The organism is Mesobacillus subterraneus, from assembly GCF_023715485.1.
In the GTDB taxonomy this organism is placed as follows: domain Bacteria; phylum Bacillota; class Bacilli; order Bacillales; family Cytobacillaceae; genus Mesobacillus; species Mesobacillus subterraneus_B.
On record NZ_JAMBOF010000002.1, the window covers coordinates 382,452 to 407,088 of the forward strand.

A 24,637-nucleotide genomic window follows, 5' to 3' on the forward strand; every position below is an offset into this window, starting at 1 on the left:
CATTACAATAAATGTATATATAGTTCTTTTATTATATTCATCTATAAAGAATTAATTAGAATGTTGGATGTTTCCCCATCTTATTTAAAAGTCCGTCTTTAATACCCTTAACTAAATATTTAATCCTCTCTTTTTTTCTATCAAGATTAAAAATATATATCTTTGCCATCTTTTTGAAAAACCGAAAGAATAGTAGGATTAAAGATATTATTTGTGAAAGAGAAGATTTATTTCTTTTTATCATAATATAACAATTTCTTAAGTAGTAATAATCCACATAAGGAGCAAGGTTATTCTCTCCTCCTGAAGAAACAGATACTTTATGATAAATGATTGAGCCTGGGACATATTTAATTTTCCAATCGCACTTTTGAGCTCTTAGATTCCAATCAGTTTCTTCATAATAAAGAAAATAATCCTCACTCATATATCCTGCTGTTTCAATTAATTCCTTTTTAAAAAGTAAACTACACCCTGAAATATAGTCAACTTCCTTGGTGTTATTATATTGAAACTTATCTTTTTCTTTAAAACCAATATGGGATGTCTTTCCTGTATATTTATTTACCAGCCCACCTGCAAACCAAATAATGTCAGTTCCATAGTAGTATATTTTAGATCCGACTATACCAACTTTACTATCACTTTTTATTTCCTTAATCAGCTCATTAAGAGCGTTAGGGTCAACAGTAGTATCATTATTAAGTAACCAAAAATAATTATAATTTTCTTGATATGCCTTTTGAATACCAATATTATTTCCACCAGCAAATCCTAAATTTTGATCACTTTTTAGGATATTAATAATATAAGGGAATTTTCCACGTCTATATTCATTTTCTATCCTTACAAGCGAGTTATCCTTTGAACCATTATCAACCAGGAAAACCTCAAAAAAAGAATAATCCAAATCTACTAATGAATTTAAACATTCAATGGTATCATCATAACTATTCCAATTAAGTATTACGATTGCTACTTTATCATTTGTTGTAATCATTTATCAAACCCTCATTATATTAATAATAGTCAGACTAGTTATAGATGGTTAACTTTGTTACCTTCTTTTAAAATTTTTTTATAAAGAGAAATAGAAGATATAATAATAAATAATTGGTATGTTCCAATTTCAGCAGCGGATATCAAACTAATCATATAGGCTATTAGAGAAATCCATAAAGAAACCCCTAATTTTTTCTTACCAGAATTAATATTAGGTAATATCAATAGGTAAATAATAATAGTAGCCAGAATTCCGACAAGTCCTGTTTCTAAAAGAGTAATCAAATACTGATTATCTATACTAATAAAATATTCCCATGGGACTCTATAGTCTGAGTAACTTATACCTTCTGTATGTGACAAATATCCAGGCCCTTTACCAAATAGCCAGTCGGTTAAATTTGAAAGTTGAGAAGCAACGGCCAAAATTAACGTTAATCTATAACTATAAGCGTCATTATTCACTCCGTAGGTATCTATGACCATGGCATTATTAGGATCAAATATTGTGAGTACATTCAAATATAGGCTAAAAAACATACCTTCTTTTAATTGTGGAATGGCAAGCCACATAATTATTAACACATTTAAAATAATAAAGAGTATAGAAGGTACTAGATAAAAGCTTCTACTAACTCGTAATGTTTTCCCTTTATATAAAATTAATAACAAGTACAGAACAACGGCAAGAATACCTGAAATAGCGATAGATACCAGTGGCCCTCTAGAATAAGTAAATAACAACATTAATAGAAATAAGAAACTAATTAGTAAAAACCTTTTCTTATTTGAAAATCTATAATAATAAATCGTAATTGGAATGATTAAAGTCAGAACCATTGCAAAACCAATAGCATGATTAAAGGGCCCTTTTACTCTTATCTCTCCCAACCGCTGATACCCTTCACTAAAATCAGAAAATCCTTGATAATATCCTAAATTCAAATAGGCAAACATATTGAGACCAGAAGTTAGTTCGGGTATAGACAGTAAACAAATTAAAACGAAACTACTTATCAGTGATTTGATACTGTTATGAAATCCAGCTATTGGGAGATAAATTAAAATAATAAATGTTAAAAGATAATAGTCTAATAATGCCCCAATAATAGTAGTAACACTAGAAAATTCAATAGATTGCACAAGCAAACCACGTAAAAAACTAAGGACTAAAGGAAGAAAGTATAATATAGCTAATACATATAAGATATTTTTAAGTTTTTTTAAATCCACAACTCTTTTTAAACCCTCAAATATACTCCTTCTATTAATGATAATATTAATAAACAGAATAATAATAATTGTTCTCTGGATTGTGAGAAGAGGGAGAAAACTTAAAATTTTAAAGGAAAAATACTGAGGGACTAAAGGGAAAAGAAACAATAATGTTAAAAAAAGGTGTTTACTTTTCCTAGAGACCATAAGTATACTGCTTATTATTAATAATATTACTACGATTGATAAGAATAGAAGTTGCATTTGAGTATCCCTACTAAAGAAAATTTTTTATCCAATTACCCATTTATCAATATTTAATTGAAATTTGGCCTAGTAATAATAGTAATTGGCCGTTTTATTATTCAGATAATATTTTCAATAACTTTTTTAAGTCATTATTATCAGGACTTTTACAAAAACGTTCGCAAAACTCTATGCGAACATTTTGTACCTGGCTGGAAAACCACCAACTATTAATATCGGTAGAAAGCAAACCCTTAATTTGTACTAACGCGTCATCTGCCCGAAAATGAAGAATTCCCACATCTTTCAATTTTTCAAATAAGGGCATTGACTCATTATTTATTTTGTGATTTTTATCATTCCAAAATAGTATAGTTGGTTTATTTAAATATAATGCTTCTAAAAACGTAGTTGAAGGGTGGTCACATATAAACAATTTTGACTCTAATAAAGATTTATAGAAAGCTTTATTTTCATCTAAGTTATATGCCTGAAGCTTATTTTCCAGGAAACCTTCTAAATCCCACCCAAAATCTTTGTGGTAAAGTCTCAAATAAAGTTGATTAGAATAGTCATCAGGAAATTCAGTTAAAAATCTTTTTAACTCCTGAAAATATTCTGTCATATGCGTTGGTATTATAGGATATCTAAACAAATATCTTGGTTGATTAGTAGTAACCATTAAAATTTTATCCTTTAAAACAACATTCTCTTTATTTTTATAGGACATTAATTTTTGTGGAAAAAGCGGAATAATTTTTCCTTTAAATTTTGCTTTTTCCCATCCCCAGGTAAAGTAAATATCACTTATATTTACTTCATGATTTTCATACCATGTATATTCCCCACTTCCATAGACTCCACCATGTTGCATTCCAATCAATTTAACATCCTGACTGTCCTTAGCCTCTGCCATCCATAGTTTTTGTAAATCTTCGTAGTGGGTTGAAGTAGAAGTAAACAACGATTTAGGGGATCTAGGATAAGTGTTTAAGACTAATTCTCTAGCTTCATTATAATTTTCTATAAAAATTAATGGGATATCCTTATGAAGCTGACTTAATATAAGCTCAAAAAAAGACGTATCAATAGATTCAATTATATTCTTTCCATTAGAAAGTATTACTTGTCGTAAACTATCTCGGATATTCTTACAATAATTATCACTAAAGAATACTTGTTCCTCAAAGTAAATAGGTTGTATTAAACCTTTTGATTTAATTAACAGATATATTAAATATCTTTTTTTAAAATGAGAATCGAAAATATAGGTAACTTTATTCTTTAAAAAGTTTTCATTAAGGACTTTTTGGATTCTCCTAAAACTTTTCTTAAGTACCTTAAATTTAGATTCAAAATTATTATTTTCAATTTTATATTTTGTTTGTGAAAACTCATCAGGTTCCCTTACAAGATTTTTAATCCCTTGAAGATTATAACCATCAGTTTCTAATAGAGAAAAGAAAGTATAGGTATCAAGAGGTACTGAATAGTTACTACTACTTTTTATGATTTCTATATTCTTTTCCCTAATATAATCAGTAATTAAAACCTTATCATAATAGAAATGAATATAATGTAATAACCACGGACCTAAAAATATTCTCCAATAGTCCTTTTGATACTTTTTCCCATGTATTTCGTTTAATGAAATTGAAATTACATCTAATATATTCTCATATAGATACTCTAAACTTTTCCCTATTTGATAAGGGTCTTTGTCTTTGTATATATTTGCGTATATTTCATTTAAATACAATGAAGAATTTACTGTAATGTTGGGGTATACTTCACTAAAGTGAACATCATTATTGTCAATCAATGGGAAAACCTCCCTGGAACTAAATCAATTTTAGACCTTTATTTTAAATTTATTTATTTCCCTCAAAAAGAAGTAATTCATTAAAAAGAAGTAAATAAGATAAGACGTTGATGTACCTAGTGCCACAGAAGATACCTTGTATTCTATTGACAAAAAAAGGAAGCTCAATACAATATTAATTAAGATAGTTATAATTTGTATTCTAATATACACACTTTGCCTTTGGGCGGCATTAAAATAATTTGCAGAGAAACCCATTAAAGTGAGGGGGAAAATTCCCAATAATAAAATTTGTCCTGTTAATATTCCAGCTTTAAAATCCGGCATATAATTCTCAATAAACCAAGGGAAAACAAAAAAAAGAAAAGTTACAATTATCCCCATTGCTATAGCAAGAGTAGAATTTGTTTTCCAGAATAAATTATAAATTTCCTTATATCTTTCTTTACTTACCAACTCTACTATTTTTGGGTATAATACTTGACCAATTACCTGGGGAAGCAGCATCATTGAATTAAAAACTAACATACCTACCCCGTAAATACCTAAATCTTCAGGTGACATAAAAATAGAAATTATTACCCGATCACTTGCAATTAAAATGGTCCAAACAATACCAACTAAAAAAATTGGAAAGCCTATTTTAATTAACTCTTTATATTGATCAATATCAAATTTATATTCGAAATCTTTTAATGAAGCCCTTCCGAATACTAATTGTATAATAAGCGCAATAATCATCCCAATAAATAATCCTTGGTATCCGAATAAAAAAACAAATAATAGAGTTAAAATTGATTGAGTTATGTTTTTTGTTGATATTAAAATAGACGCTGCTTTAAAATTTTGCTCAGATTTATAAAACATTTCAACATAAGCTGATAGTAAAAGTAACATTACTAAAAAACTTGAGTATATTAATCCGATTTTATATTCGTAGTTCAAGTCCAAAAATAGTAATAATACACTAACTAGAGCCAGAATAAATGCAACAATTAGTGGAATAGTAAAGATAAAAGATAAAGTTAAGTTTTTAATATCTTTTACTCTCTGGAAGTCATTTCGAGCAATATAGTACGGCACTTCTCTGTTCATAGCATTAATTATACCCAACTGAAAAAAAGGGATAAAAGTAAAAATAAGAGAAATAGTTAACCAGTAACCATATTTTTCAGGTCCTAAAATATTCCTTGTGAAAATGCCTACAAAAAAAGCTAAGGCAGCAGAAATAAGAGTAGCTGCCCCCATTGACATAATATTTTTAATTATATTATTGGAAAGGATTCTTTGCAAAAAAACCATTAAAATAACATCCTTTATCTACAACAGCTGTTCCCAGCTTAAAGCAGTTCCAGCCTTAATATCACGCGATGCTTTTGAGCCTATTACTTTATCATAGTATTTCGGCTCCATTCCTAATCCAGGTCTCACTATTTTGATATTATCTGATGAAAATGCCTCTCCCTCTTTTATATCCTTTGAAGCATAAATTGAGCGTCTATATTTTAAAGATGGCTTTTCTTTTTCAGTTGGTCCATAAGTGACTTTACCTAACGCCTGCCATGCTCTTTCAGTTTCAATAACTAACGATTTCATTTCTTCTGGTTCAAGAGAAAATGCTGAGTCAACTCCGCCATCTGCTCTTCTAAGAGTGAAATGCTTCTCAATTACCGTTGCGCCTAGTGCCACACTTCCAACCGATACACCAACACCCATTGTGTGATCCGAAAGACCAACTTGAACATCAAATAATTCTCTCATATGTGGAATTGTCAGGATGTTAGTATTATCTGGTGTGGCAGGGTAAGTGCTAGTGCACTTTAGAAGTACTAGATTTTTGCAGCCTGCTTCTCTTGCTGCTCTAACCGTTTCATCTAGTTCTGCAACAGTTGCCATTCCTGTTGAAATAATCATTGGTTTTCCAGTTGAAGCAACTTTTTTAATCAATGGAATATCATTATTTTCAAATGAAGCAATCTTGTAAAGTGGCACTTCCAATTCTTCAAGAAAATCCACAGCTGTTTCATCGAAAGGAGTACTGAATGGGATCATTCCTAACTCCCTTGCCCTATCAAAAATAGGCTTATGCCATTCCCATGGAGTATAAGCCTGCTGATAAAGCTTGTATAAGGTATTGCCCTTCCAGAGGCTCTCTTTATCTTCAATCCTGAACTCACTGTTATCTATATTTAAAGTCATAGTATCAGCAGTATATGTTTGTATTTTTAAAGCATGCGCTCCTGACTTGGCTGCAGCTTCAACAATTTCTAACGCTCTTTCCAGTGATTGATTATGGTTTCCAGACATTTCTGCTATAATAAATGGCCGACTGTTTGGCCCAATTTTTGTACCTTCTACAATAAACTCGTTCATTTTTCTGTCCTTTCTATTGAGAGGTTTATCTTACCTTTTTTTTGTTCCCATTGTTCCTTAAGCAATCCAAGTAGATAAACATCTATAAATTGATTATTTTTCCTAAGATGCTTAACTAGCTTTCCTTCTATGGAAAATCCCATCTTATCATGGAATGTTAGACTCTTTTTATTATATTCTAATACTTCAGCACAAACTTTTCTAACGTTTAACTGATAAAAAAGATAGTTTAAAGCTGCAAAACCCATAATTGTTCCCGCTCCCCTGGGAGCCTCCTGGGCACCAATATAAAATCCCCATTCACACTTTTCGTTAAGACTGTCAACCTTAAAATTCACTAAGCCAAGTGGTTTGTCATCGATGTAGAATAATAAAACGATTAAATCTTTTTTTTCTTTAAGATTTTCAAACCATGCAATATGTTCGTCCCATGAAACATTTTTATCATTAATCATTACATTCTTAATTTTATCTTGGTTTCTCCATGATAAAACGAGTGGTAAATCCTCATCACTAATCTCTTTAAGCTGAACTCTATCTAAAATACTCATTTTCCACCTTCAAAAAGGATATTTAATAATGGATACTCTTTGATAAACTGAGCGTTAACTAAATTACGTGATTTAACAGATAATCTCAACACCTTTTCCGTGTCTTGTAAAAGACTACTTATCACTTCGACTATATCACTTTCTTGCACCTGAGAGAACTCTCCTAAGTTAATGGTAGCACCAACACTGCTTACCGATTCTGTAGCTTCCTTCTGATTGTCAGCAACGATAATGGTGATAGAGGGAAGACCAAAGAAACAACGTTCCCAAGTAGTTGTACCACCAGCACCAATGGCTAAGTCTGCCTGGTTCATAAATTCTGAAATATTGCTCACTTGGGTGAAATAGCGAAAATTATTGTGACCTTCGCAGAAGGCCTTAATATTATCTTTATTTGGATTTGTTGCACCTACAATGACATCTACTCGAAACTTTTCTCCTAAGTTTGTTAGTGCCCTAATCGCCTTTTCTGTTTCATTGGTAGGATCAGTTCCACCAAAAAAAACAAGAATTCGATTAATCTGACCATTCCTTTCTTTCATTGAATCAGCCAGAGTAATAAATTCTTCCCTTAATAAGACATATTGTGGACCTAATAGCAATTTGCATTTTTCAGGTACAAGTGATGTATATCTATTTTTAAGTCCTAAGTAAAAATTCTGATCAAGAAGGATATCACATTTGTGTTCTCTATTTGCTAAATCGTCTATAACCATCAAGTTGTGTACTTCTGGATACAGAACAGATTCCCACTTGTAATCTAACCCATAATGGTCAAGAACTAAAAGATCAATAGGACTTATGTTTTTCTTAATGATGTTTAAAGTCTCTTTTGCATCCTCTAACCAATTTTTCTCATAATAATCAAAGAAAGAGGTATTGTTAAACTCAGATTCAATTGATAACTCAAAAACTTGATAACCTTTTTCTTTAATTATATTAATAATATTTCCAGGAAGGGCCCTGGATACAAAGGAGATAGAAGCATGTCTTTTCTTGAGTTGTTCAGCGAGCGTTAAACACCTCATTATATGACCTGTTCCAATGTCAAAAGAAGAATCCACCCTAAAAACTATATTCATGTTACCATCCGTCCTACATATACTGTCCACCGTTTACCCCTAAAACTTGTCCTGTAATAAAACTTGATAAATTAGGTGAAAGCAAAAATGCTACTGACCATGCAATTTCTTCTGGTTCCGCAAATCTTAATAGAGGGATATCCTTTGTGATTTTTTCTCTTACTTTATCGGGAATCGAGCTAGTCATATCAGTATTGGTGAAGCCTGGAGCAACCACATTCGCTCTAACACCGTTTCGAGCACCTTCTTTTGCCAGGCTTTTTGCCATACCTATTAATCCAGCTTTACTAGCTGCGTAATTGACCTGGCCAAGGTTGCCCATCTCACCAACAATCGAACTAATTAGAACTATTGAACCTTCATTGTTTTCTAGCATATCAGGAACTACACTTTTAACTGTGTTGTATGCTCCAGTCAAATTAACATCTATCACATTGGACCAATCTTCATCGGACATTTTCTTAAAGAACGTATCACGATTTACACCTGCGTTGGCTACAACTCCATAAATAGGACCTAGCTCTTCCTTTATTTTCGAAACAGCAATCTTAACTTCTTCACTATTTGTTACATCTGCTTTTAAATAAAGGCAACCTTCTGTTCCTTCTCCACTTTTACTAATACAGGCTACCCTAGCACCTAAATCATTCAAAATTTTCACTATAGATGCACCTATACCTCGGTTTCCACCAGTAACAAGAATAACCTTTCCTTCCAAATTAAACATCGTTTACCCCTTTAATAATTCTCTATTAGAATTTTTTTATACTCCATATTTCCTTTTAATTGCTCCCATTCATTGCGGCGAATCCCCATCCTTATAACATTAAAAAACTCACCATTTTTATAGATGTGGTCAACTAATCTTCCTTCTATTTTAGATCCAAATTTTTCATGGATTTGTATTACTTTTTCGTTGAATTCAAAAACTTCACACCATAGTTTATTTAATCCTAAGGTATCAAATATGTAATCATACATATTGCATTCAAGAATTCTACCAAGCCCTTTGCCCCTGGCTTCCAAGCTAGCAATATAGTAAGCCCATGAAGCCTGTTGATTTCTATAATCAATATTATTCACACTCATAAGACCAACTGGGATACCATTTTCAAGTTCGATAATCCAATACTTTTCATTATCATTGTTTAAGTTAATTTTCTTAAACCAATTCTGTTGATCCTCGATCGTTAACTTCGGATCAGTATACATGTATTTTGTTACTTCAGGTGACATTCTCCAATTCATAATCATTTCTAAATCTGATTCTCTAACTTGGCGTAGAATCGCTCCCATTTTATCACCTTTATTCAATTAATTTTTTTTGTTCTATATGGCTATTAATTTCTTTCCACTCTGGATTCTCATTAAGTAACTTTATTATGTCATTTAATTTAAATTCTTTTTCAACAGGATAAAGTGCCTCAAGAATATTCTTAATTAGAATAAAATCTTCTTCAGTATCAACTGTCCAGCGATGCTCACTATAGTCGTTTAGAGAAGGGACATTTTTCAATTTAAATGTATCCGGATTACCATAGATGAAACTAGTCACGTGTTCTCTATATATCTTTTCCTTAGAAGTTTTATAAGCTTGATTTAATACATCAAAAGAAAATACTTCAGTATCTAAACCTCTTGGAAATGTTCTTTCCAGGGTATTGGATACATAGTCCACTGTATTTTTATTGTCTAAATAAACTCTAATAGTTTCATCTATAATTTCCGGGTCAATTATTGGACAGTCAGATGTTAGTCGAACAATGACTTGGACATTATTGTTTATTGCTGCTTCATAATATCTCGATAATACATCGTCTTCTGACCCTCTATAATATGGAATGGAAAGCTGCTGACATAATTGAACAATAGGATCATCACTCTCTTTGATAGTGGTAGCAATAATTATCTCATCAATCAACTTTGCTCTTTCTACCCGTTCAATTTGATATTCCAATAGGGTTTTTCCATTTACTGTCTTGAGTATCTTACCAGGTAATCTAGTAGATCCCATTCTTGCCTGGATTATTGCAGCAACCTTCATTCCTTTTTACACCTCTCGTGAATATTCCCTTATCGTTGCTTTGACTGCGCCAATTACATCTTGTACATCTTTTTCTTCCATTGCTGGGAATAATGGAAGAGAAATAATTCTTTCATATAAATCTTCGGCTATCGGGTAATCACCATTCTTGTGTCCCATTTCTTTATAATATGGAAGAAGGTGTACTGGTATATAATGGACGTTAACACCAATATTTTTAGCTTGTAATGCCTGGAAGATTTCTTTTCTTGAAACAGACAATGCATCTAAATCCAATTTAATAATATATAAGTGCCAGCTTGAATCCGAATCTTTATCCTGGAAAGGCGTGATAACTTGTTTTACTTCCCTAAATGCTTCATTATACATTTCAACATATTTTTTTCTTCGTGATACAAAGCTATCAATTTTCTTTAACTGGCTTACACCCAAAGCCGCCTGAAAATCAGTCATTCTGTAGTTGTATCCCAAGAACTGCATTTCATAATACCAAGGGCCATGGTTCTCTAGCATTTTATCAGCATCACGCGTAATTCCATGAGAACGGAACATCAGGAGTTTGTCATAGAATTCCTTACTATTTGTTGTAATAATTCCACCTTCGCCTGAGGTGATATGCTTAACTGGGTGAAAGCTGAACATTGTCATATCACTTAACGATCCAACCATCCTCCCTTTATACTTAGCTCCGAGAGCATGTGCAGCGTCTTCAATGACAACTAAATTATGTTTCTTAGCGACTTCATGAATTGCATCGAGATTAACTGGCTGACCTGTAAAATCAACGGGGATAATCGCTTTTGTTTTTTCAGTAACTTTCTTTTCGATTTTCTTTGGATCAATGTTATATGTTTTTTCATCAATATCCGCAAAAACAGGAGTTCCACCTTGATATAACACACAATTCGCACTAGCAGCGAATGTAATAGGAGTAGTAATTACTTCATCACCCTCGCCAATGCCAGCTGCAAAGCAGGCTCCATGGAGAGCTGCAGTACCGTTCGAAAAGGCTACTGCGTATTTAGAGCCAACATAATCTGCTACAGCCTGCTCAAACTCACCTATATAAGGACCAGTTGTAAGAAAGTCACCCTTTAAAACATTAACTACTGCATTTATGTCATCTTCATCAATCCATTGTTTTCCATATGGAAGGTATGTTTCTCGACTATTTTTCTTTTGCTCTTTTGTCATGTTTATCTCTCCATATTGTAGTAAAAGTGTTCTTTTACACTTCTTCCACAAGTGCTCTTAGTTCGTCTACAGTCAACCATTCAGTATTAGTGTCACTTGTATATTTGAAGTTATCTTCTAATGGCTTTCCACCGTTAGAGTAATCTTCTCTCCACCATGGGAACTCTGGCTGAATTACATAATAAGTATCATATTCTAAAGTTTTTCTTGCATCATCTTCAGTGATCATTGCTTCATGCAGCTTTTCACCAGGACGGATTCCTACAATCTCCATCTTGCATTCAGGAGCAATCGCTTCTGCCAGGTCTGTAACTTTCATGCTTGGAATTTTAGGAACGAAGATTTCTCCGCCATGCATTCTTTCAAGGTTATCAAGAACGAATTGAACACCCTTGTCTAATGTAATCCAGAAACGAGTCATTCTTTCATCAGTAATTGGGACAACGCCTGTTTCTTTGATTCTTTTGAAGAATGGAACAACACTTCCACGGCTGCCTACGACATTTCCATAACGTACAACAGCAAACCTAGTATTTTTGTCGCCCGCGTATGAGTTTGCTGCTACGAACAATTTATCAGATGCCAGTTTAGTTGCACCATACAGATTCACTGGACTTGCAGCTTTATCGGTACTTAAAGCTATAACCCTTTCAACACCACGGTCAATAGCAGCTTCAATAATATTTTGTGCACCGTGGATATTTGTCTTTACAGCCTCAAATGGGTTGTATTCACATGCTCCAACATGCTTTAGGGCAGCAGCATGAATAACTACATCCACACCATCAAACGCTCGGTATAAACGCTCTCTATCCCTTACGTCACCAATGAAGAAACGCATTCTTGAATCAGTAAACTCCTGAGCCATTTCGTATTGCTTTAATTCATCTCTGCTAAAAACGATTACTTTTTTCACATCAGATTGAAGAACCTTTCTGATGAACTTTTTACCGAAAGATCCTGTACCGCCAGTTACTAAGATAGTTTTTCCTGATAGATTATACATTTAAAATACCTCTTTCTAGTTTTGTTTATTATATTAAGATAATTAATATGCGTCTTTTGAACCTAATAAAACTTTTACAGTTTTAAATATTATTTTTATATCATACAAAAATGTTCTTTTTTGTATGTATTCTAAGTCCAATTGAACCATTTCTTTAAACCCTATATTACTCCTACCGCTTACTTGCCAAAGCCCTGTACATCCCGGGATTACAAGAAGGCGTTGTTTATCATAGTCAGTATATTCCTTCACCTCCCTAGGAAGTGGAGGCCGAGGACCAACAAGACTCATTTCGCCTTTTAGCACATTAAATAGTTGTGGTAATTCATCAATACTTGTTTTTCTAATGAATTTCCCGATTTTCGTTACTCTTGGGTCTTCCTTCATCTTAAACATCGCACCACTTACTTCATTATGTTCCAATAAGTCTTTTAGCTTTTCTTCAGCATCTGTAACCATTGAGCGAAATTTAAACATCATAAACTCTTTACCTTTTAAGCCCACTCTCTTTTGACTAAAGAAAACAGGGCCTTTCGGGTCCTCAATTTTGATAAAAAATGCCACTATTAAAAAAATAAAACTTAACAGAATTATACCTACTAGAGCTCCAAAAATATCCATCAACCGTTTGCTAATTAAATAGGGTTTCTTGTTACTAATGTGCTCATCAAGATTTTTTTCATCTAGATAACTAACTTCTTGATTTGCTACTTCTGCCAATTATTATCCCTTCCTTCTTAAAAACTACAACACTTTAAAATTAGTTATTTTTTGTTTAATGTAATCAAGAATGTCATCTCTAATTTCTTCGTTTTCCAATGCAAATTCTATCGTAGTCTTAACAAACCCCGCCTTTTCCCCAACATCATACCTCTTACCTTCAAAATCATAAGCAAATACCCTTTGAATTTGATTGAGTTGTTGAATTGCGTCCGTCAGCTGTATTTCTCCACCTGCACCCTTTTCTTGCTTGTCTAAGAACATAAAAACTTCAGGGGTTAGGATGTATCTGCCCATAATAGCCAGATTAGATGGTGCGGTACCAGGTTCAGGTTTCTCAACAAAATTATCAACTTGGTAACGCCGATTTTCTTGTGTTAACGGTTCAATAATTCCATAACGGTGAGTTTCACTATCAGGAACTGTTTGCACACCTATAACTGATGATAATGTTTCTTCATACTGATTGATTAATTGCTTTAAACACGGTGTTTCACTTTGAACAATATCATCACCTAGAAGGACAGCAAAAGGCTCATCCCCAATAAAATTGCGAGCACACCAAACTGCGTGCCCTAATCCTTTTGGTTCTTTTTGGCGAATGTAATGAATATCAGCTAGGTTAGTAGAGTATCTTACTTTATCCAACAGTTCTACTTTTCCTTTTTCCAACAAATTCTGTTCAAGCTCCGGGGCAAAATCGAAGTGATCCTCAATCGCACGCTTACCTTTTCCTGTAACGATAATTATATCTTCAATTCCTGACTCAATAGCCTCTTCTACTATGTATTGAATCGTTGGTTTATCTACAATCGGCAGCATTTCTTTTGGCATTGCCTTGGTGGCCGGTAAAAACCTTGTTCCTAATCCTGCGGCAGGGATAATTGCTTTTCTAACTTTCTTCACGAAATTTCCCCCATACGTAAATTTTGATTGACTAAACACCGCTTTTGAAAACTAAAGCATCAACGGCAAAAAATAAATATCTAATGGAAACCCATGCACTTTGACATGTACTTCCATTAGATATCCATTTTTTTTTTTTGAAAATAAACGGGCATCTAACCCACCCTCACACCACACTATTGACAACCGAAGTGTCTAAGGAGAGATCTTGCCACTCCCACAGCATGGTCGAGTGCCTCCATGGGTAACGGGCAGGAGGCATCGCCGGTCAGAATTCTGACAGTGATATAAGCTAATTCTAGTTGTCTAGTATTTGCCCACCTTAGAAAATTCCAAGAAACTTTTTCTTTTTAATTGGTTCAGGAGCTTCTTTATAAACATTGCTGTTTTCTACAAGCAGTTCTGCGTTCTCTTGAAATAAATAGACATAATCTGTACCGTATTTTGACTCGATCATATTCATCGTTTCCGCCATCTTAAAACCCCGGCTATTGACGTTATGAGCATCTGATGCAATAAAATGAGTCAGATTCGCTTCAATTAGTTGATAGGAAAAGTTCTTTATTTTTTTTCCGAAGTAACCACTCAGGCTTGAAGCAGTCACTTGAGTTAATGCACCTTTTTTCACAAGGTTATACAAAACATCGGGGCGTTCGATAATCTCCTGGTTTCTCTCTGGGTGTACAATGATGGGGACTAACCCTTTTAGCTGCAGATCAAACAGTAATTTCTCGGTATACCTTGGTACATGTCCGGATGGCAATTCTATGAATAAATACTGCGTCCCATTCAGGGTAAGAATTTCATCCTGTTCAAGATCGTCCACTACTTCCCCGTAAATCCGTATCTCCTGGCCTGGAAGCACTTTTAGGGGTACACTTGCTTTCTCTAATTCGACATTCAAATCGTTCACTTTCGACAAAATGTCAGTTTTATAGTTGTTGTATTTACTATTTTTATGGTGAGGCGTGGCGATGATCGTATGGATGCCTTCATTAACAGCAGCCTTAGCCATATCTATACTGTCACCTATATGCTTTGCGCCGTCGTCGATTCCCGGCAGAATATGACTGTGTATGTCAATCATCGCTGTCACCCTTCCAATTTTGTGTTAATTTTATAGGACTTTTATATGCTAACACGGTTACCCCCTAGCGTAAAGAGGTGCATTTTGTCGAAACTTGTCATTTTATAAAGAAAACTTCTTGGTAAAACAATCCAAAACTATTTAGTACCATAATAATAATACTGATTTGTCGAATCTGCTTTCTTGTTATTAAGCACAACACCTAACATCTTTGCGTTCGCTGAAGCAAGAAGTTCTTTTGATTTAGTAGCTGCCTCGATTTCTGTCGTTTCACTGCTAACTACCAGAATTGTGCCGTCACACTGATTGGCCAGTATTTGCGCATCTGTAACTGCAAGCACAGGGGGGGTATCAAACATAACTAAATTAAAGTCTTGTAAAGCATTCTCCAGAAAAGCCTTCATTGCTCTAGATCCGAGTAATTCAGATGGATTCGGAGGAATTGGCCCGCTCGGTAAGACTGCCAAATTTGCCACGTCCGTAAGCTTAACCGCTTCTGCTAGCGGCACCTGGTTGGTAAGTACATTCGTTAGCCCAGTTGTATTCGTAAGATTGAACGTATAGTGTACCGTAGGCTTTCGCATATCTGCATCAACGAGAAGGACAGATTTTCCCTGTTGCGCAAAAACAACGGCAAGATTCGCAACAGTAGTCGATTTACCTTCTCCAGGTCCTGAAGACGTAACCATGATGGTGTTTACTTCTTTATCAATAGAAGAAAACTGGATGTTCGTTCTAATGGTTCTATATTGCTCCGAAATAGGAGACTTAGGATCATTTTTTGCTATTAATTTTCTTTTATTGTCCATGATCAACTTTTTTGTTTTTTTATTTATTGGCATCATTTACACCTCAAGCTCTCGCATTTCTATCTGCACGTTTATCCATGTCTCTTGATTCAGTGATTGTCGTGATTACACCTAATACAGGCATACCTAATAATTTTTCAATATCTTGTTCTGTTTTGATCGTATTATCAAAGTATTCTAGTAAAAATGCTAATCCCACACCAGCCATTAATCCGACTACTAAGGCAATTGCAATGTTGAGTAAAGGCTTTGGCTTAATTGGTGACTGCTTCTCTCCGACCTGAGCCTTAGCAAGAATACTAACGTTATCAACGTTCATAATTTGTGAGATTTCCCTTGTGAAAACCTCTGCAGTCTTATTAGCAATATTAGCTGCTCTTTTTGCATTTGGATCTTGCACAGAAATATTTACTACCTGTGAGTTCTTTTCACTTGCAACTGTGACTTTATTATTCAATTCGCCAGTAGACATATCCAATTTAAGCTCTTTAATTACCAGATCTAATATAGCCGGACTTTTAATGATTACATTGTAAGTGTTAATCAATTGAAGGTTTGTTTGAACTTCATTGTAGTTATACATTGTTTGTTCATTCTTTGATTGGTTGACTAACAGCTGTGTCGAAGATTGATAAATTGGAGTAAGGAAAAAATAACTGATCACTCCGCTCACCAATATAGCCAAAAGAGTTATGGTCAAAATAAGATTCAACCTTTTCTTCAATGTCTGCAGCAAATCCTTTAAATTAATCGTTTCTTCCATGTTGTCCTCCATCTTTTATATAAAAATTCTTCTTAAATAATATCATAGGTTGTTGTAAAATTTGACGATTCTTGTAATAATCTTAATAAGAATGTAAAAAAACTGGCTTCTACTTTGATAATTTAACAATATTTTTCTGGAAATTGGAAGGAAAACTTTATAATTGGAAATAATTTAAAGTTTATTGAGGATAAATGTTGGGAATAAAGTAATTTTTTGGAGGATTTGTTTATGAAAGCTGTTTTCACGACACTATTAGCAATTGCGTGTGCGGTCATTTTAATTTGGGGGAATATTCATTGGAATCAAAAATCAGTTGTTTCTGGATCCAATGACCCTATAACTAGTAACTCTAATAAAAATAAGCCGGCAGAATCTAAAACAATAGAGAAGCCGGTAAAAGAAGAAAAAGATTTCTCAACCTTTACTCTACACTGGCCTGATGAAGCTAAGGCTGCTTTTAATCAGGCATTAGAAGAAAAAAGGACATTTAAGCTTTTAATTGTTGGTTCAGGTTCTGTTGGGGAGGAACCTACCGGCTGGGCTTACCAAGTAAAAAAAGAAGTTGAAGAATTTTATGGCAGTGACGTAGTTTCGGTTAATATAAGAGAAGTTAATGAAACAACACTGGCTTTTATTCAAAATGATGGTCAGGACACCATTGCAGAAGAACAGGCAGATTTGATTTTGTTTGAACCATTTACTTTGACTGATAATGGATTGGTACTAATTGAAGATTCTCTAGCCAATATCCAAACGGTAATTGATACAGCAAAAGAAAGTAATCCCAACACAGTTTTTATCTTACAGCCACCGAATCCGATTTATCAGCCTAAATTATATGCAACTCAAGTTGAGGCATTAGCGGAATATGCAGCAGAGAACAACATCGCTTACTTAGACCATTGGGAAGCATGGCCTGATACACAGTCAGAGGAAATTTATGAATTTCTTCAAGATGGTACAGGACAGCCAAATGAGGAAGGTCATAAAATTTGGAGTAAATATGTGATTGATTATCTGATGAGTAAATAGGAAATAGCAAGCCGTTGAGGCTTGCTATTTTTATTTTCTAAAATGATTAAATCCTCCCCATTCCTTCTATTTATTATGTATCTTCATCCTGTTACATTAGCGAATTCATATAATATAATTCTAAAATCCTATTTTACAAATATCTTATTTTTTACATATATTTGCCGATAAAAAGATTGTATGATTAAGATAACTTTTTAATGGGAGGAAACACCGTTGTTCAATGTTAGATTATTTGCAACTGCCTTTTTGCTCACTGTCGCCAGCTTTGTCTTTTTAGCTTCACAATCTTTCGCTGCTCCATATTATGAAAGGATATCTGGAGTGAACAGGATTGAAACTTCGGTTGAAATATCAAGGGCAGGTTGGGAAACAGCTGACAATGTCATCCTTGCTCGTGCTGATAATCCAGCAGATGCATTATCATCCGCTTCTCTTTCAGGAGCTGCTGATGCACCAATCCTGCTGACATCGCCTAACTCTATTTCCGATGTTGTTCTTGACGAGATTGATCGATTAGGCGCCTCTACGGTTTACATCCTGGGGGGTAAGGGTGCAATCAGTCCAGTTATTGAGGAAGAATTAATCTCTTATGGGTTTGATGTAATAAGACTTGGAGGCAGCACTCGTTTCGATACTGCCGCTCTTATTAACAAGGAAGCTGGAGGCGCTTATGGTACTAAGGCAATCGTTGTTAACGGATATGCAGTTGCTGATGCTTTATCTGCTTCAAGTAACTCAGCCATTAACCAGATTCCGATTTATCTTTCAAAGACTGGCTCTCTTCCAGTAAATCTTCCGAGCACCATTAAAGAGGTCACTATTTACGGAGGAACTGGTGTAGTCAGCACTGAGGTTGAGACCCTGCTTAAAAAGCAAGGAAAGACGGTTACGAGAATTGCCGGTAACGACCGCTATCTGACAAATATTGCAGCTGCTGATCCTTCACTGGCAGAAAACGTAATTATCGTTCGAGGCACGAGCACCAGCAGGACTTCTGAGCAGTATCCTGATGCAGTTGCCGGAGCTGGGCTTTCACACAAACTGGGAGCGAATATCATTCTTTCCCACCCCACTTCTGTTAAGCCGGATGTTCAGGAATACTTCATGAATAACCGTTATTTTGGCTATTTCATCCTGGGCGGTGAAGGGGCTGTTACATCTGAAACCGTAATGGAATTGACCTTCCACCCAGATTCAGAAGTCCTTGAAACATTTGATCATAACATTATTGCATCAGCAATGGATCCAAACAAGCCGGTATTGTATTCACTAAGTGATGACGATAACAGCATTCGTTCATACAACTTAACGACTGGTGAAGAAAAGTCCATACAATTAAAGGCATCACCAGAACAATTGTATATAGAAAACAATAAAATTTATGTATCGATTGTACATGGACTACACGATGATTATAATTTCGGTGTACAATCCGGTGAAATTGCCATTATTGATGCAGGACAATTCAAACTTGAAAAGACGTTCGAAATCGATTTAGATCCCTTTGATCTGGTCGTTGACAAGAACGGGTTTATCTATGTCTCTGGCGGATCCGCCCAGTGGACAGAAATCAAGAGTTATTCTTCTTTAACTGGAGCAGAAGTTTCTGTAAATAGAATTAGACAACAAAGCTACCTTGAAATGAACCCTAACCAAACAAAAGTATATGCGATCAACACGGATTTATCTCCAAGAGATATTTCTGAATACTATATCTCCAATGGAGTCATTACCGGATACAAAGATTCTCCTTACCATGGCGAATATGATTTAGGAGACTTTAGTAACTTCTCCGACATTAAAGCATCACCAGATGGTAAGTATCTTTTCAATAGTTACGGCCATGTATTTAAGGGTAACTTGGAATATGCTGCAGAATTAGAAGTTCCATATAATGACGTAGCCTTTGACCTTGGACAAAACCGTTTTTATTCAGGAATCGGCGGGTATGTTTTCAGGCACAACTACTCTGATTTCCTGATTGATAAATACTATTTAGCCAATGGTGAAATTCTTTACATGTATCAGAAGGACGGACAAATTTACGTGTTATCAATTGTCAACGTAGGTCTTCTGGAAAAATTCGCAATTGAAAAGATTGATATGACAAAGGGAACTGACCTTGAAAGCGAAGAACAATCATTTCAAGCGACAGATGCGTTGGTAGACACCATTAGCAAGAGTCCATTGAAATAAGCAAAAAGGAACCGTCACAGGTTCCTTTTTTCGTTTTATTAATTTGTTTGTTAAAAAACGATGGGATGGATGCCAGCAACTTGGCATTTGTCTTAGGAGATTCATTCCCTGATGCACTATAGGGTGCCCCACTAGCAAACTTTTTAAAAAATAAGGGAAAATAAAAATGACCCCGTTATAAAATTCGGGGTCATTTAATTCCTTTTAAAGAAGGATAGAATTAATATTCGAGATTTTGCACGATCCCCCCTATTTCATTTTCCGTTCCTACAACAGCTTTTCCTCCAAAGAAACCAAAGGTATCAATCCTTTGTTGCTGTATTGTGTTTTGAATTGGCACTGGGACACTTCCTGGGTACGTAAGAAGAAGAGGTGCATTCTTTTTAGCTGCGAGAACAGCCCCTGTTAATGCATCTGCAAAATTCCCTCCTGTTGCTACGAAAGCATCTCCTGTTCCCATTTTTAATTCGTTTACTATTTTAGCATTCGTATCGAATCTATTTATTCCACCATACTGCTTATAGCTCTCTAATTCTTTTAGAATAATAGGATTTATGACACCCTCTCCACCAACAACGATTACGTGTGAATAGTTTGCAAGAGCTACAGCAGTATTACTCGGAATATTCCCCGTTCTCGTTAAAAAAATGGGATATCCATTCTTAGCAGCATAAGGAGCAATCGCTAAAGCATCTGGAAAATCATATCCATATGCTAGTACAGCAACACCTTTATTAGGCATTTTATTAGCAATATCAATTGCTGTCTCAAAACGATCAGCCCCTCCGTATCGAGTCACTGATATCCCTAAATTAGTTAAATCGTTACTTATTACAGGTGAAATCACTCCAGTACCGCCAAGGAGGACAGCATTTTTGGCATTTAGCCGTTTAATTTCTTTTACAGTAGATTCATCTAAGGAATTCCCGTTTGTTAAGAGCAAAGGAGCATTAAGCTGATAAGAAAGCGGTGTACCTGCTAATGCATCAGGAAATTTGTTACCATTTGCAATTACAACTGTGTCTGCACCATTTGCCCATCCCTCGTTAGAAATTGCCACCGCAGTTTCATACCGAGTTCCTCCGTAAATCCTCTTTCCAAGTGGTTTTAAATCTCCAGAAGCACTGTATGCTACCCTTCCATCATCCAGCATCGTTTTATACCAAACATACTGACGATATCTCATATCTATTGAACTATTGTATTTATATGTTTCATCATAGACAAATTTGTCCATTATTGTAATTGCTTCACGTTCTCCACTAGGTAAAGTTTTGATAGATCCTGCAGATGAAGTAGGAGCATGCCGGAAAGAACCACCTTCAGCTGACAAAACAATGTCATTCGCTTGAAATTTATGTTTTGTCTCATTTAAAAGCTGGTGGGGAATAGAATAATTTAATTTATTGAATGACAAGCGGTAATATGGATCACCACTATAAGTAAAATCTTCTTTATTGAAGTCAAATGGAATCGGATATATTCCCATATAGTTATTTAAGGAATCTAGTTTAGAAAATATCTTTTCCTGATAAGCATTAATATTACGTTCACCCGTATCCTTGATTATGGGGCTATTACTTTGTCCTTTTCCATTGTATGCAAGAATAGCAAAATACCAACTTTCCAGAACATCCCTATTGTTATCATTTAATTTAGGTAAAGTACCGTCTTTACCTATAAATTTCTCTTCTAACTTCTGTATACCAACATTAATATTATATTGGATATCGGTTTTGAGTTTCTCCTGATCAAACCTGATATCGTTTGTGACCTGCATTATTCCTATACCGCCATCACTTGATATATTAGGAGCACCATTAACGAATTGCTGCCAGCTGCTTTCCTGAAAAGCAATTGTTTTCACAATTTCAGGTGGAATATTTTTTTCCAGCGCAGCTTTTGTCAAAAGTTCATTAATCACGTGATAAGGTGGGTTCTGATAGGTTTGTACCTGACTAGTTTCTTCAGCATGGATTACTTTAGTAGGAAGCCAAATTAATATGAATGATGCTAATATGATTACTATTTTTCTCAAAACTTTCTCTCCTCCCAGATTTCCCTTCTTATAAAATGGTAGCATTCTTCCAGTAAGATTACCATAAACGAAACATAAATAATTTAACAGAATAGTAAGTTTCAAGTTAGCATTTTTTAATAGAGGCCATTCACCTATAAGACTATGGTATCGATGTTGCGAACACTTTACCATATGGTGTAAGCATAAAAGCTACTAAGTGGATGATGTATTTAGGGAAGTAACACCCACAAAACAATTATTGGCCATATATCTTAAATTGAAAGTGTAAAAGCATAAAAACCAGTAAAAAAAGTGAGCAGGAACATTATAGGTCCCTGCTCACTTTTGGCTACTTATCTTTAATCTCCAGCAGCTTTAATCTCAACTCGTTTTCCATCGTCGCCAGGTCTTGTTCAGCCTGACGCCTCTTTGTACGGCCTTCCTCTTGAATCCTCAATGTCTCTTCTAATGTTGTAATCAAGTTTTCCTGGGTTTTCTTCAATGTTTCAATATCGACAAGGCCGCGTTCGTTTTCTTTGGCCGTTTCGATTGTGTTTGTTTTAAGCATTTCAGCGTTTTTCAGCAGCAGTTCATTTGTTGTTTTAGACACCTGTTTTTGCGCCTCCACTGCATGTCGCTGCCTGATTAGTGTCAATGCAATGGCAACCTGGTTCTTCCAAAGTGGGATTGCTGTTACAATAGACGATTGAATTTTTTCGACGAGCGCCTGGTTTGTATTTTGAATCAAGCGGATCTGCGGGGCACTTTGTATCGTGATTTCCCTGCTTAATTTCAGGTCATATAATCTTTTATCGAGACGGTCAGCAAACTGAACCATGTCGTTGACTTCCTGGAACTTCATTTGATTCTGCGATGCTTCTGCTGCCCTCTTCAATTCAGGGATCGTTTTTTCATGGAGCTCCTCCAGCTTCAGCTCCCCCGCTGCAATGTATATGTTCAGGGCATTGAAGTATTCCTTGTTCGTTTCATAAAGCTTCTCAAGCATTCCTATGTCAGATAATAGGACATTTTTACTCCGATCCAGCTTCACACTAATTCGGTCGATTTGTGCTCCAGTCTTCTGGTACTTTGATAGGATTTCTTGCACCGAACCTGAAAGTTTTCCAAACATCCGTGACAGGAAAGATGGCTTTTCCGCCTTAAGCTCATCTGGATTCATATCATTAAGGTGCTTCATCAAATCACTGATGATTTCCCCTACCTCACCGATATCCTTTTTCTGGACATGCTCGAGCATGGCATGAGAGAACGTAAGCAACTTGCCCTGTGCCTGGGTGCCGTACTGAATCATTGCCTGGTGATTCTTCGGGTCGATTTGCTCTGCTAATTGATAGGCCCTTGCTCTATTTTCCTCGGGGATTACATCTATAAGCTTAACTGGTCTATTCTCTTGCTGCTTAACTTTCTGAACCTGCAATTCCGGTGTATCACCAAACGGGTTAGCAAGGATATCATCCACTATATTTCCGGTACTCTTTAAAAGGTCTGGGTTTTTTTCGGTCATTATTTTAACCTCCTGGTTTCGTCAGGAATATCGTTTAGCTTCTTAATTGAGTGTTTAGCAACGTCGATTTCGAAATTCAAATGATCGATATCGTCTGCCAGTATATAGTTAAGATCTTTTTCAACAACCCTGGTAAGCTCTTTTAATGTTTGCTGCGTCTCATATAAAGAATGCTCCAACTCACGGTTTTTGCCTGGCTGGGAAGATAAAAAGGCATACTTCTCGCTCAGCTCCAATACTGAATCTAAATGTGAGAAATAAAACTGTTCCGCTTTAAAGAATCTTCTTGGCTCCCGAGTACTTAGCTTCTGGATGTTTTTCACAAGCCGCAAAAGCTCCATCCTTTGTTTCAATGAACGAATGTGCCGAATGGAAAAGAGCGATTTCTGCAGGCGGTTGATTTTTTCATTAGCTTCGGAAAGGTTTTTCTTAATATATTTGTATTCCTTCTTTGTAAGCCTGTGTTTTTCAATAAAACGCTTTTGCAGATAATTACCAAGCCCAAAGAACATAACTGCTCCGCCAATAACGCCATATAGGGAAGACATTAAAAACGTCTGGTCAAAACCCGCAAAGGTTAACAGCCATATGAATCCTGAAAAAGGAACAGCTGCACCTGTTTGAGCAATAAGTGAAAGAAATTTATTCATGATTATCGACTCCTGTTTAGAATCTTCCTATTTATACGGATAGGAGGCTGGGAATGTTTCAATAACTGTAAAAAAATGTTTCCTTATTCATACAATACTGCAAAACAGATGATTTTTCCACAGACTCTATCAGTAATGTCATCTAGGTCCTGAGACGTAGATGCCTGATTATAAAGGCTAAACTGGAAATATTTAATTAATCAGTACGGCTGTCTTTCGACAATTATAAGGACAAGCTTGTAAAAACATCTGGTAATTTGTAGAAACTTTTGTTGTTTGATTTTTTGAAAAAGGCGGTATATAGGGATTAAAGCAATCAATAGTAAAAAAAATACATTTTAAAGGAGTGTTTTAAATGAGAGTAAAAGCAGGAAGCTGGAGTATGTTG

Annotated in this window: 22 protein-coding genes; 2 read left to right on the forward strand and 20 right to left on the reverse strand. The window is 35.0% G+C overall.

The window, feature by feature from the left end:
* Positions 1-55 precede the first annotated feature (55 nt).
* From M3204_RS04395 to M3204_RS04475, 17 genes are all read right to left on the reverse strand, one after another.
* Complete coding sequence (locus M3204_RS04395) at positions 56-1,000, reverse strand: glycosyltransferase family 2 protein (RefSeq protein WP_251478922.1); 945 nt, start codon at positions 998-1,000, stop codon at positions 56-58.
* A gap of 38 nt (positions 1,001-1,038) precedes the next feature.
* Positions 1,039-2,235, reverse strand: coding sequence for an O-antigen ligase family protein (locus M3204_RS04400; protein WP_251478924.1), 1,197 nt, complete (start codon positions 2,233-2,235; stop codon positions 1,039-1,041).
* A gap of 343 nt (positions 2,236-2,578) precedes the next feature.
* On the reverse strand, positions 2,579-4,285 hold the full coding sequence (locus M3204_RS04405) for an LIC12162 family transferase (protein WP_251478926.1): 1,707 nt from the start codon (positions 4,283-4,285) through the stop codon (positions 2,579-2,581).
* A gap of 30 nt (positions 4,286-4,315) precedes the next feature.
* Positions 4,316-5,587 (reverse strand): oligosaccharide flippase family protein, encoded by a 1,272-nt coding sequence (locus tag M3204_RS04410; RefSeq protein ID WP_251478928.1) that lies wholly within the window; start codon positions 5,585-5,587, stop codon positions 4,316-4,318.
* Between the two features lie 18 nt (positions 5,588-5,605).
* Positions 5,606-6,658 carry a pseudaminic acid synthase gene (gene pseI / locus M3204_RS04415; RefSeq protein WP_251478930.1) on the reverse strand — a complete coding sequence of 351 codons (1,053 nt, stop codon included), beginning with the start codon at positions 6,656-6,658 and terminating at the stop codon, positions 5,606-5,608.
* Entirely contained in the window at positions 6,655-7,209 is a 555-nt protein-coding gene (gene pseH, locus M3204_RS04420) for a UDP-4-amino-4,6-dideoxy-N-acetyl-beta-L-altrosamine N-acetyltransferase (RefSeq protein ID WP_251478932.1), read from the reverse strand. Before pseH (M3204_RS04420) ends, pseI begins: the two co-directional genes overlap by 4 nt.
* Positions 7,206-8,291, reverse strand: a complete 1,086-nt coding sequence (gene pseG, locus M3204_RS04425; protein WP_251478934.1) for a UDP-2,4-diacetamido-2,4,6-trideoxy-beta-L-altropyranose hydrolase — start codon at positions 8,289-8,291, stop codon at positions 7,206-7,208. Before pseG ends, pseH (M3204_RS04420) begins: the two co-directional genes overlap by 4 nt.
* Before the next feature lie 13 nt (positions 8,292-8,304).
* Complete coding sequence (locus M3204_RS04430) at positions 8,305-9,018, reverse strand: SDR family oxidoreductase (protein WP_251478936.1); 714 nt, start codon at positions 9,016-9,018, stop codon at positions 8,305-8,307.
* Positions 9,019-9,029: 11 nt separating this feature from the next.
* Complete coding sequence (gene pseH, locus M3204_RS04435) at positions 9,030-9,587, reverse strand: UDP-4-amino-4,6-dideoxy-N-acetyl-beta-L-altrosamine N-acetyltransferase (protein ID WP_251478938.1); 558 nt, start codon at positions 9,585-9,587, stop codon at positions 9,030-9,032.
* 10 nt (positions 9,588-9,597) lie between these two features.
* Positions 9,598-10,335, reverse strand: a complete 738-nt coding sequence (locus tag M3204_RS04440) for a glycosyltransferase family protein (protein ID WP_251478940.1) — start codon at positions 10,333-10,335, stop codon at positions 9,598-9,600.
* 6 nt (positions 10,336-10,341) lie between these two features.
* Positions 10,342-11,529, reverse strand: coding sequence for a UDP-4-amino-4,6-dideoxy-N-acetyl-beta-L-altrosamine transaminase (gene pseC, locus M3204_RS04445; RefSeq protein ID WP_251478943.1), 1,188 nt, complete (start codon positions 11,527-11,529; stop codon positions 10,342-10,344).
* Positions 11,530-11,563: 34 nt separating this feature from the next.
* Positions 11,564-12,535, reverse strand: a complete 972-nt coding sequence (pseB, locus tag M3204_RS04450) for a UDP-N-acetylglucosamine 4,6-dehydratase (inverting) (RefSeq protein WP_251478945.1) — start codon at positions 12,533-12,535, stop codon at positions 11,564-11,566.
* Between the two features lie 42 nt (positions 12,536-12,577).
* Positions 12,578-13,195: a sugar transferase gene (locus M3204_RS04455; protein ID WP_353056029.1), complete on the reverse strand. Its 618-nt coding sequence runs from the start codon at positions 13,193-13,195 to the stop codon at positions 12,578-12,580.
* An 84-nt stretch (positions 13,196-13,279) separates the two neighbouring features.
* Positions 13,280-14,161: a UTP--glucose-1-phosphate uridylyltransferase GalU gene (gene galU / locus M3204_RS04460; protein ID WP_251478949.1), complete on the reverse strand. Its 882-nt coding sequence runs from the start codon at positions 14,159-14,161 to the stop codon at positions 13,280-13,282.
* Between the two features lie 322 nt (positions 14,162-14,483).
* On the reverse strand, positions 14,484-15,248 hold the full coding sequence (locus tag M3204_RS04465; protein WP_251478951.1) for a tyrosine-protein phosphatase: 765 nt from the start codon (positions 15,246-15,248) through the stop codon (positions 14,484-14,486).
* Positions 15,249-15,385: 137 nt separating this feature from the next.
* Positions 15,386-16,090, reverse strand: coding sequence for a CpsD/CapB family tyrosine-protein kinase (locus M3204_RS04470; RefSeq protein WP_435367718.1), 705 nt, complete (start codon positions 16,088-16,090; stop codon positions 15,386-15,388).
* A gap of 10 nt (positions 16,091-16,100) precedes the next feature.
* Positions 16,101-16,820, reverse strand: coding sequence for a YveK family protein (locus tag M3204_RS04475; protein ID WP_251478953.1), 720 nt, complete (start codon positions 16,818-16,820; stop codon positions 16,101-16,103).
* A gap of 231 nt (positions 16,821-17,051) precedes the next feature.
* Between M3204_RS04475 and M3204_RS04480 the strand changes: the two genes are divergently transcribed.
* Together M3204_RS04480 and M3204_RS04485 are read left to right on the forward strand one after the other, a co-directional pair.
* On the forward strand, positions 17,052-17,855 hold the full coding sequence (locus M3204_RS04480; RefSeq protein WP_251478955.1) for an SGNH/GDSL hydrolase family protein: 804 nt from the start codon (positions 17,052-17,054) through the stop codon (positions 17,853-17,855).
* Between the two features lie 216 nt (positions 17,856-18,071).
* Positions 18,072-20,054 carry a cell wall-binding repeat-containing protein gene (locus M3204_RS04485; RefSeq protein WP_251478957.1) on the forward strand — a complete coding sequence of 661 codons (1,983 nt, stop codon included), beginning with the start codon at positions 18,072-18,074 and terminating at the stop codon, positions 20,052-20,054.
* Between the two features lie 220 nt (positions 20,055-20,274).
* Here the strand turns inward: M3204_RS04485 and M3204_RS04490 are convergent, their stop codons facing one another.
* The 3 genes from M3204_RS04490 to M3204_RS04500 all read right to left on the reverse strand — a co-directional run bounded on the left by M3204_RS04490 (position 20,275) and on the right by M3204_RS04500 (position 24,249).
* Positions 20,275-22,092 carry a cell wall-binding repeat-containing protein gene (locus M3204_RS04490; RefSeq protein WP_251478959.1) on the reverse strand — a complete coding sequence of 606 codons (1,818 nt, stop codon included), beginning with the start codon at positions 22,090-22,092 and terminating at the stop codon, positions 20,275-20,277.
* Positions 22,093-22,423: 331 nt separating this feature from the next.
* A complete protein-coding gene (locus M3204_RS04495) occupies positions 22,424-23,599 on the reverse strand; it encodes a toxic anion resistance protein (RefSeq protein ID WP_251478967.1) in 1,176 nt (391 codons plus the stop codon).
* Positions 23,599-24,249, reverse strand: coding sequence for a 5-bromo-4-chloroindolyl phosphate hydrolysis family protein (locus tag M3204_RS04500; protein WP_251478972.1), 651 nt, complete (start codon positions 24,247-24,249; stop codon positions 23,599-23,601). The genes M3204_RS04495 and M3204_RS04500 overlap by 1 nt, the downstream gene beginning before the upstream one ends.
* Positions 24,250-24,637: the final 388 nt, after the last annotated feature.

Coding starts and splice junctions, on each gene's coding strand:
- pseI (WP_251478930.1), bottom strand. CDS start 6,658: ATGAACGAGTTTATTGTAGAAGGTACAAAAATTGGGCCAAACAGTCGG.
- pseB (WP_251478945.1), bottom strand. CDS start 12,535: ATGTATAATCTATCAGGAAAAACTATCTTAGTAACTGGCGGTACAGGA.
- pseH (WP_251478932.1), bottom strand. CDS start 7,209: ATGAGTATTTTAGATAGAGTTCAGCTTAAAGAGATTAGTGATGAGGAT.
- M3204_RS04465 (WP_251478951.1), bottom strand. CDS start 15,248: ATGATTGACATACACAGTCATATTCTGCCGGGAATCGACGACGGCGCA.
- M3204_RS04410 (WP_251478928.1), bottom strand. CDS start 5,587: ATGGTTTTTTTGCAAAGAATCCTTTCCAATAATATAATTAAAAATATT.
- M3204_RS04395 (WP_251478922.1), bottom strand. CDS start 1,000: ATGATTACAACAAATGATAAAGTAGCAATCGTAATACTTAATTGGAAT.
- M3204_RS04470 (WP_435367718.1), bottom strand. CDS start 16,090: ATGCCAATAAATAAAAAAACAAAAAAGTTGATCATGGACAATAAAAGA.
- pseG (WP_251478934.1), bottom strand. CDS start 8,291: ATGAATATAGTTTTTAGGGTGGATTCTTCTTTTGACATTGGAACAGGT.
- M3204_RS04500 (WP_251478972.1), bottom strand. CDS start 24,249: ATGAATAAATTTCTTTCACTTATTGCTCAAACAGGTGCAGCTGTTCCT.
- M3204_RS04480 (WP_251478955.1), top strand. CDS start 17,052: ATGAAAGCTGTTTTCACGACACTATTAGCAATTGCGTGTGCGGTCATT.
- M3204_RS04430 (WP_251478936.1), bottom strand. CDS start 9,018: ATGTTTAATTTGGAAGGAAAGGTTATTCTTGTTACTGGTGGAAACCGA.
- M3204_RS04475 (WP_251478953.1), bottom strand. CDS start 16,820: ATGGAAGAAACGATTAATTTAAAGGATTTGCTGCAGACATTGAAGAAA.
- M3204_RS04440 (WP_251478940.1), bottom strand. CDS start 10,335: ATGAAGGTTGCTGCAATAATCCAGGCAAGAATGGGATCTACTAGATTA.
- M3204_RS04495 (WP_251478967.1), bottom strand. CDS start 23,599: ATGACCGAAAAAAACCCAGACCTTTTAAAGAGTACCGGAAATATAGTG.
- pseC (WP_251478943.1), bottom strand. CDS start 11,529: ATGACAAAAGAGCAAAAGAAAAATAGTCGAGAAACATACCTTCCATAT.
- pseH (WP_251478938.1), bottom strand. CDS start 9,587: ATGGGAGCGATTCTACGCCAAGTTAGAGAATCAGATTTAGAAATGATT.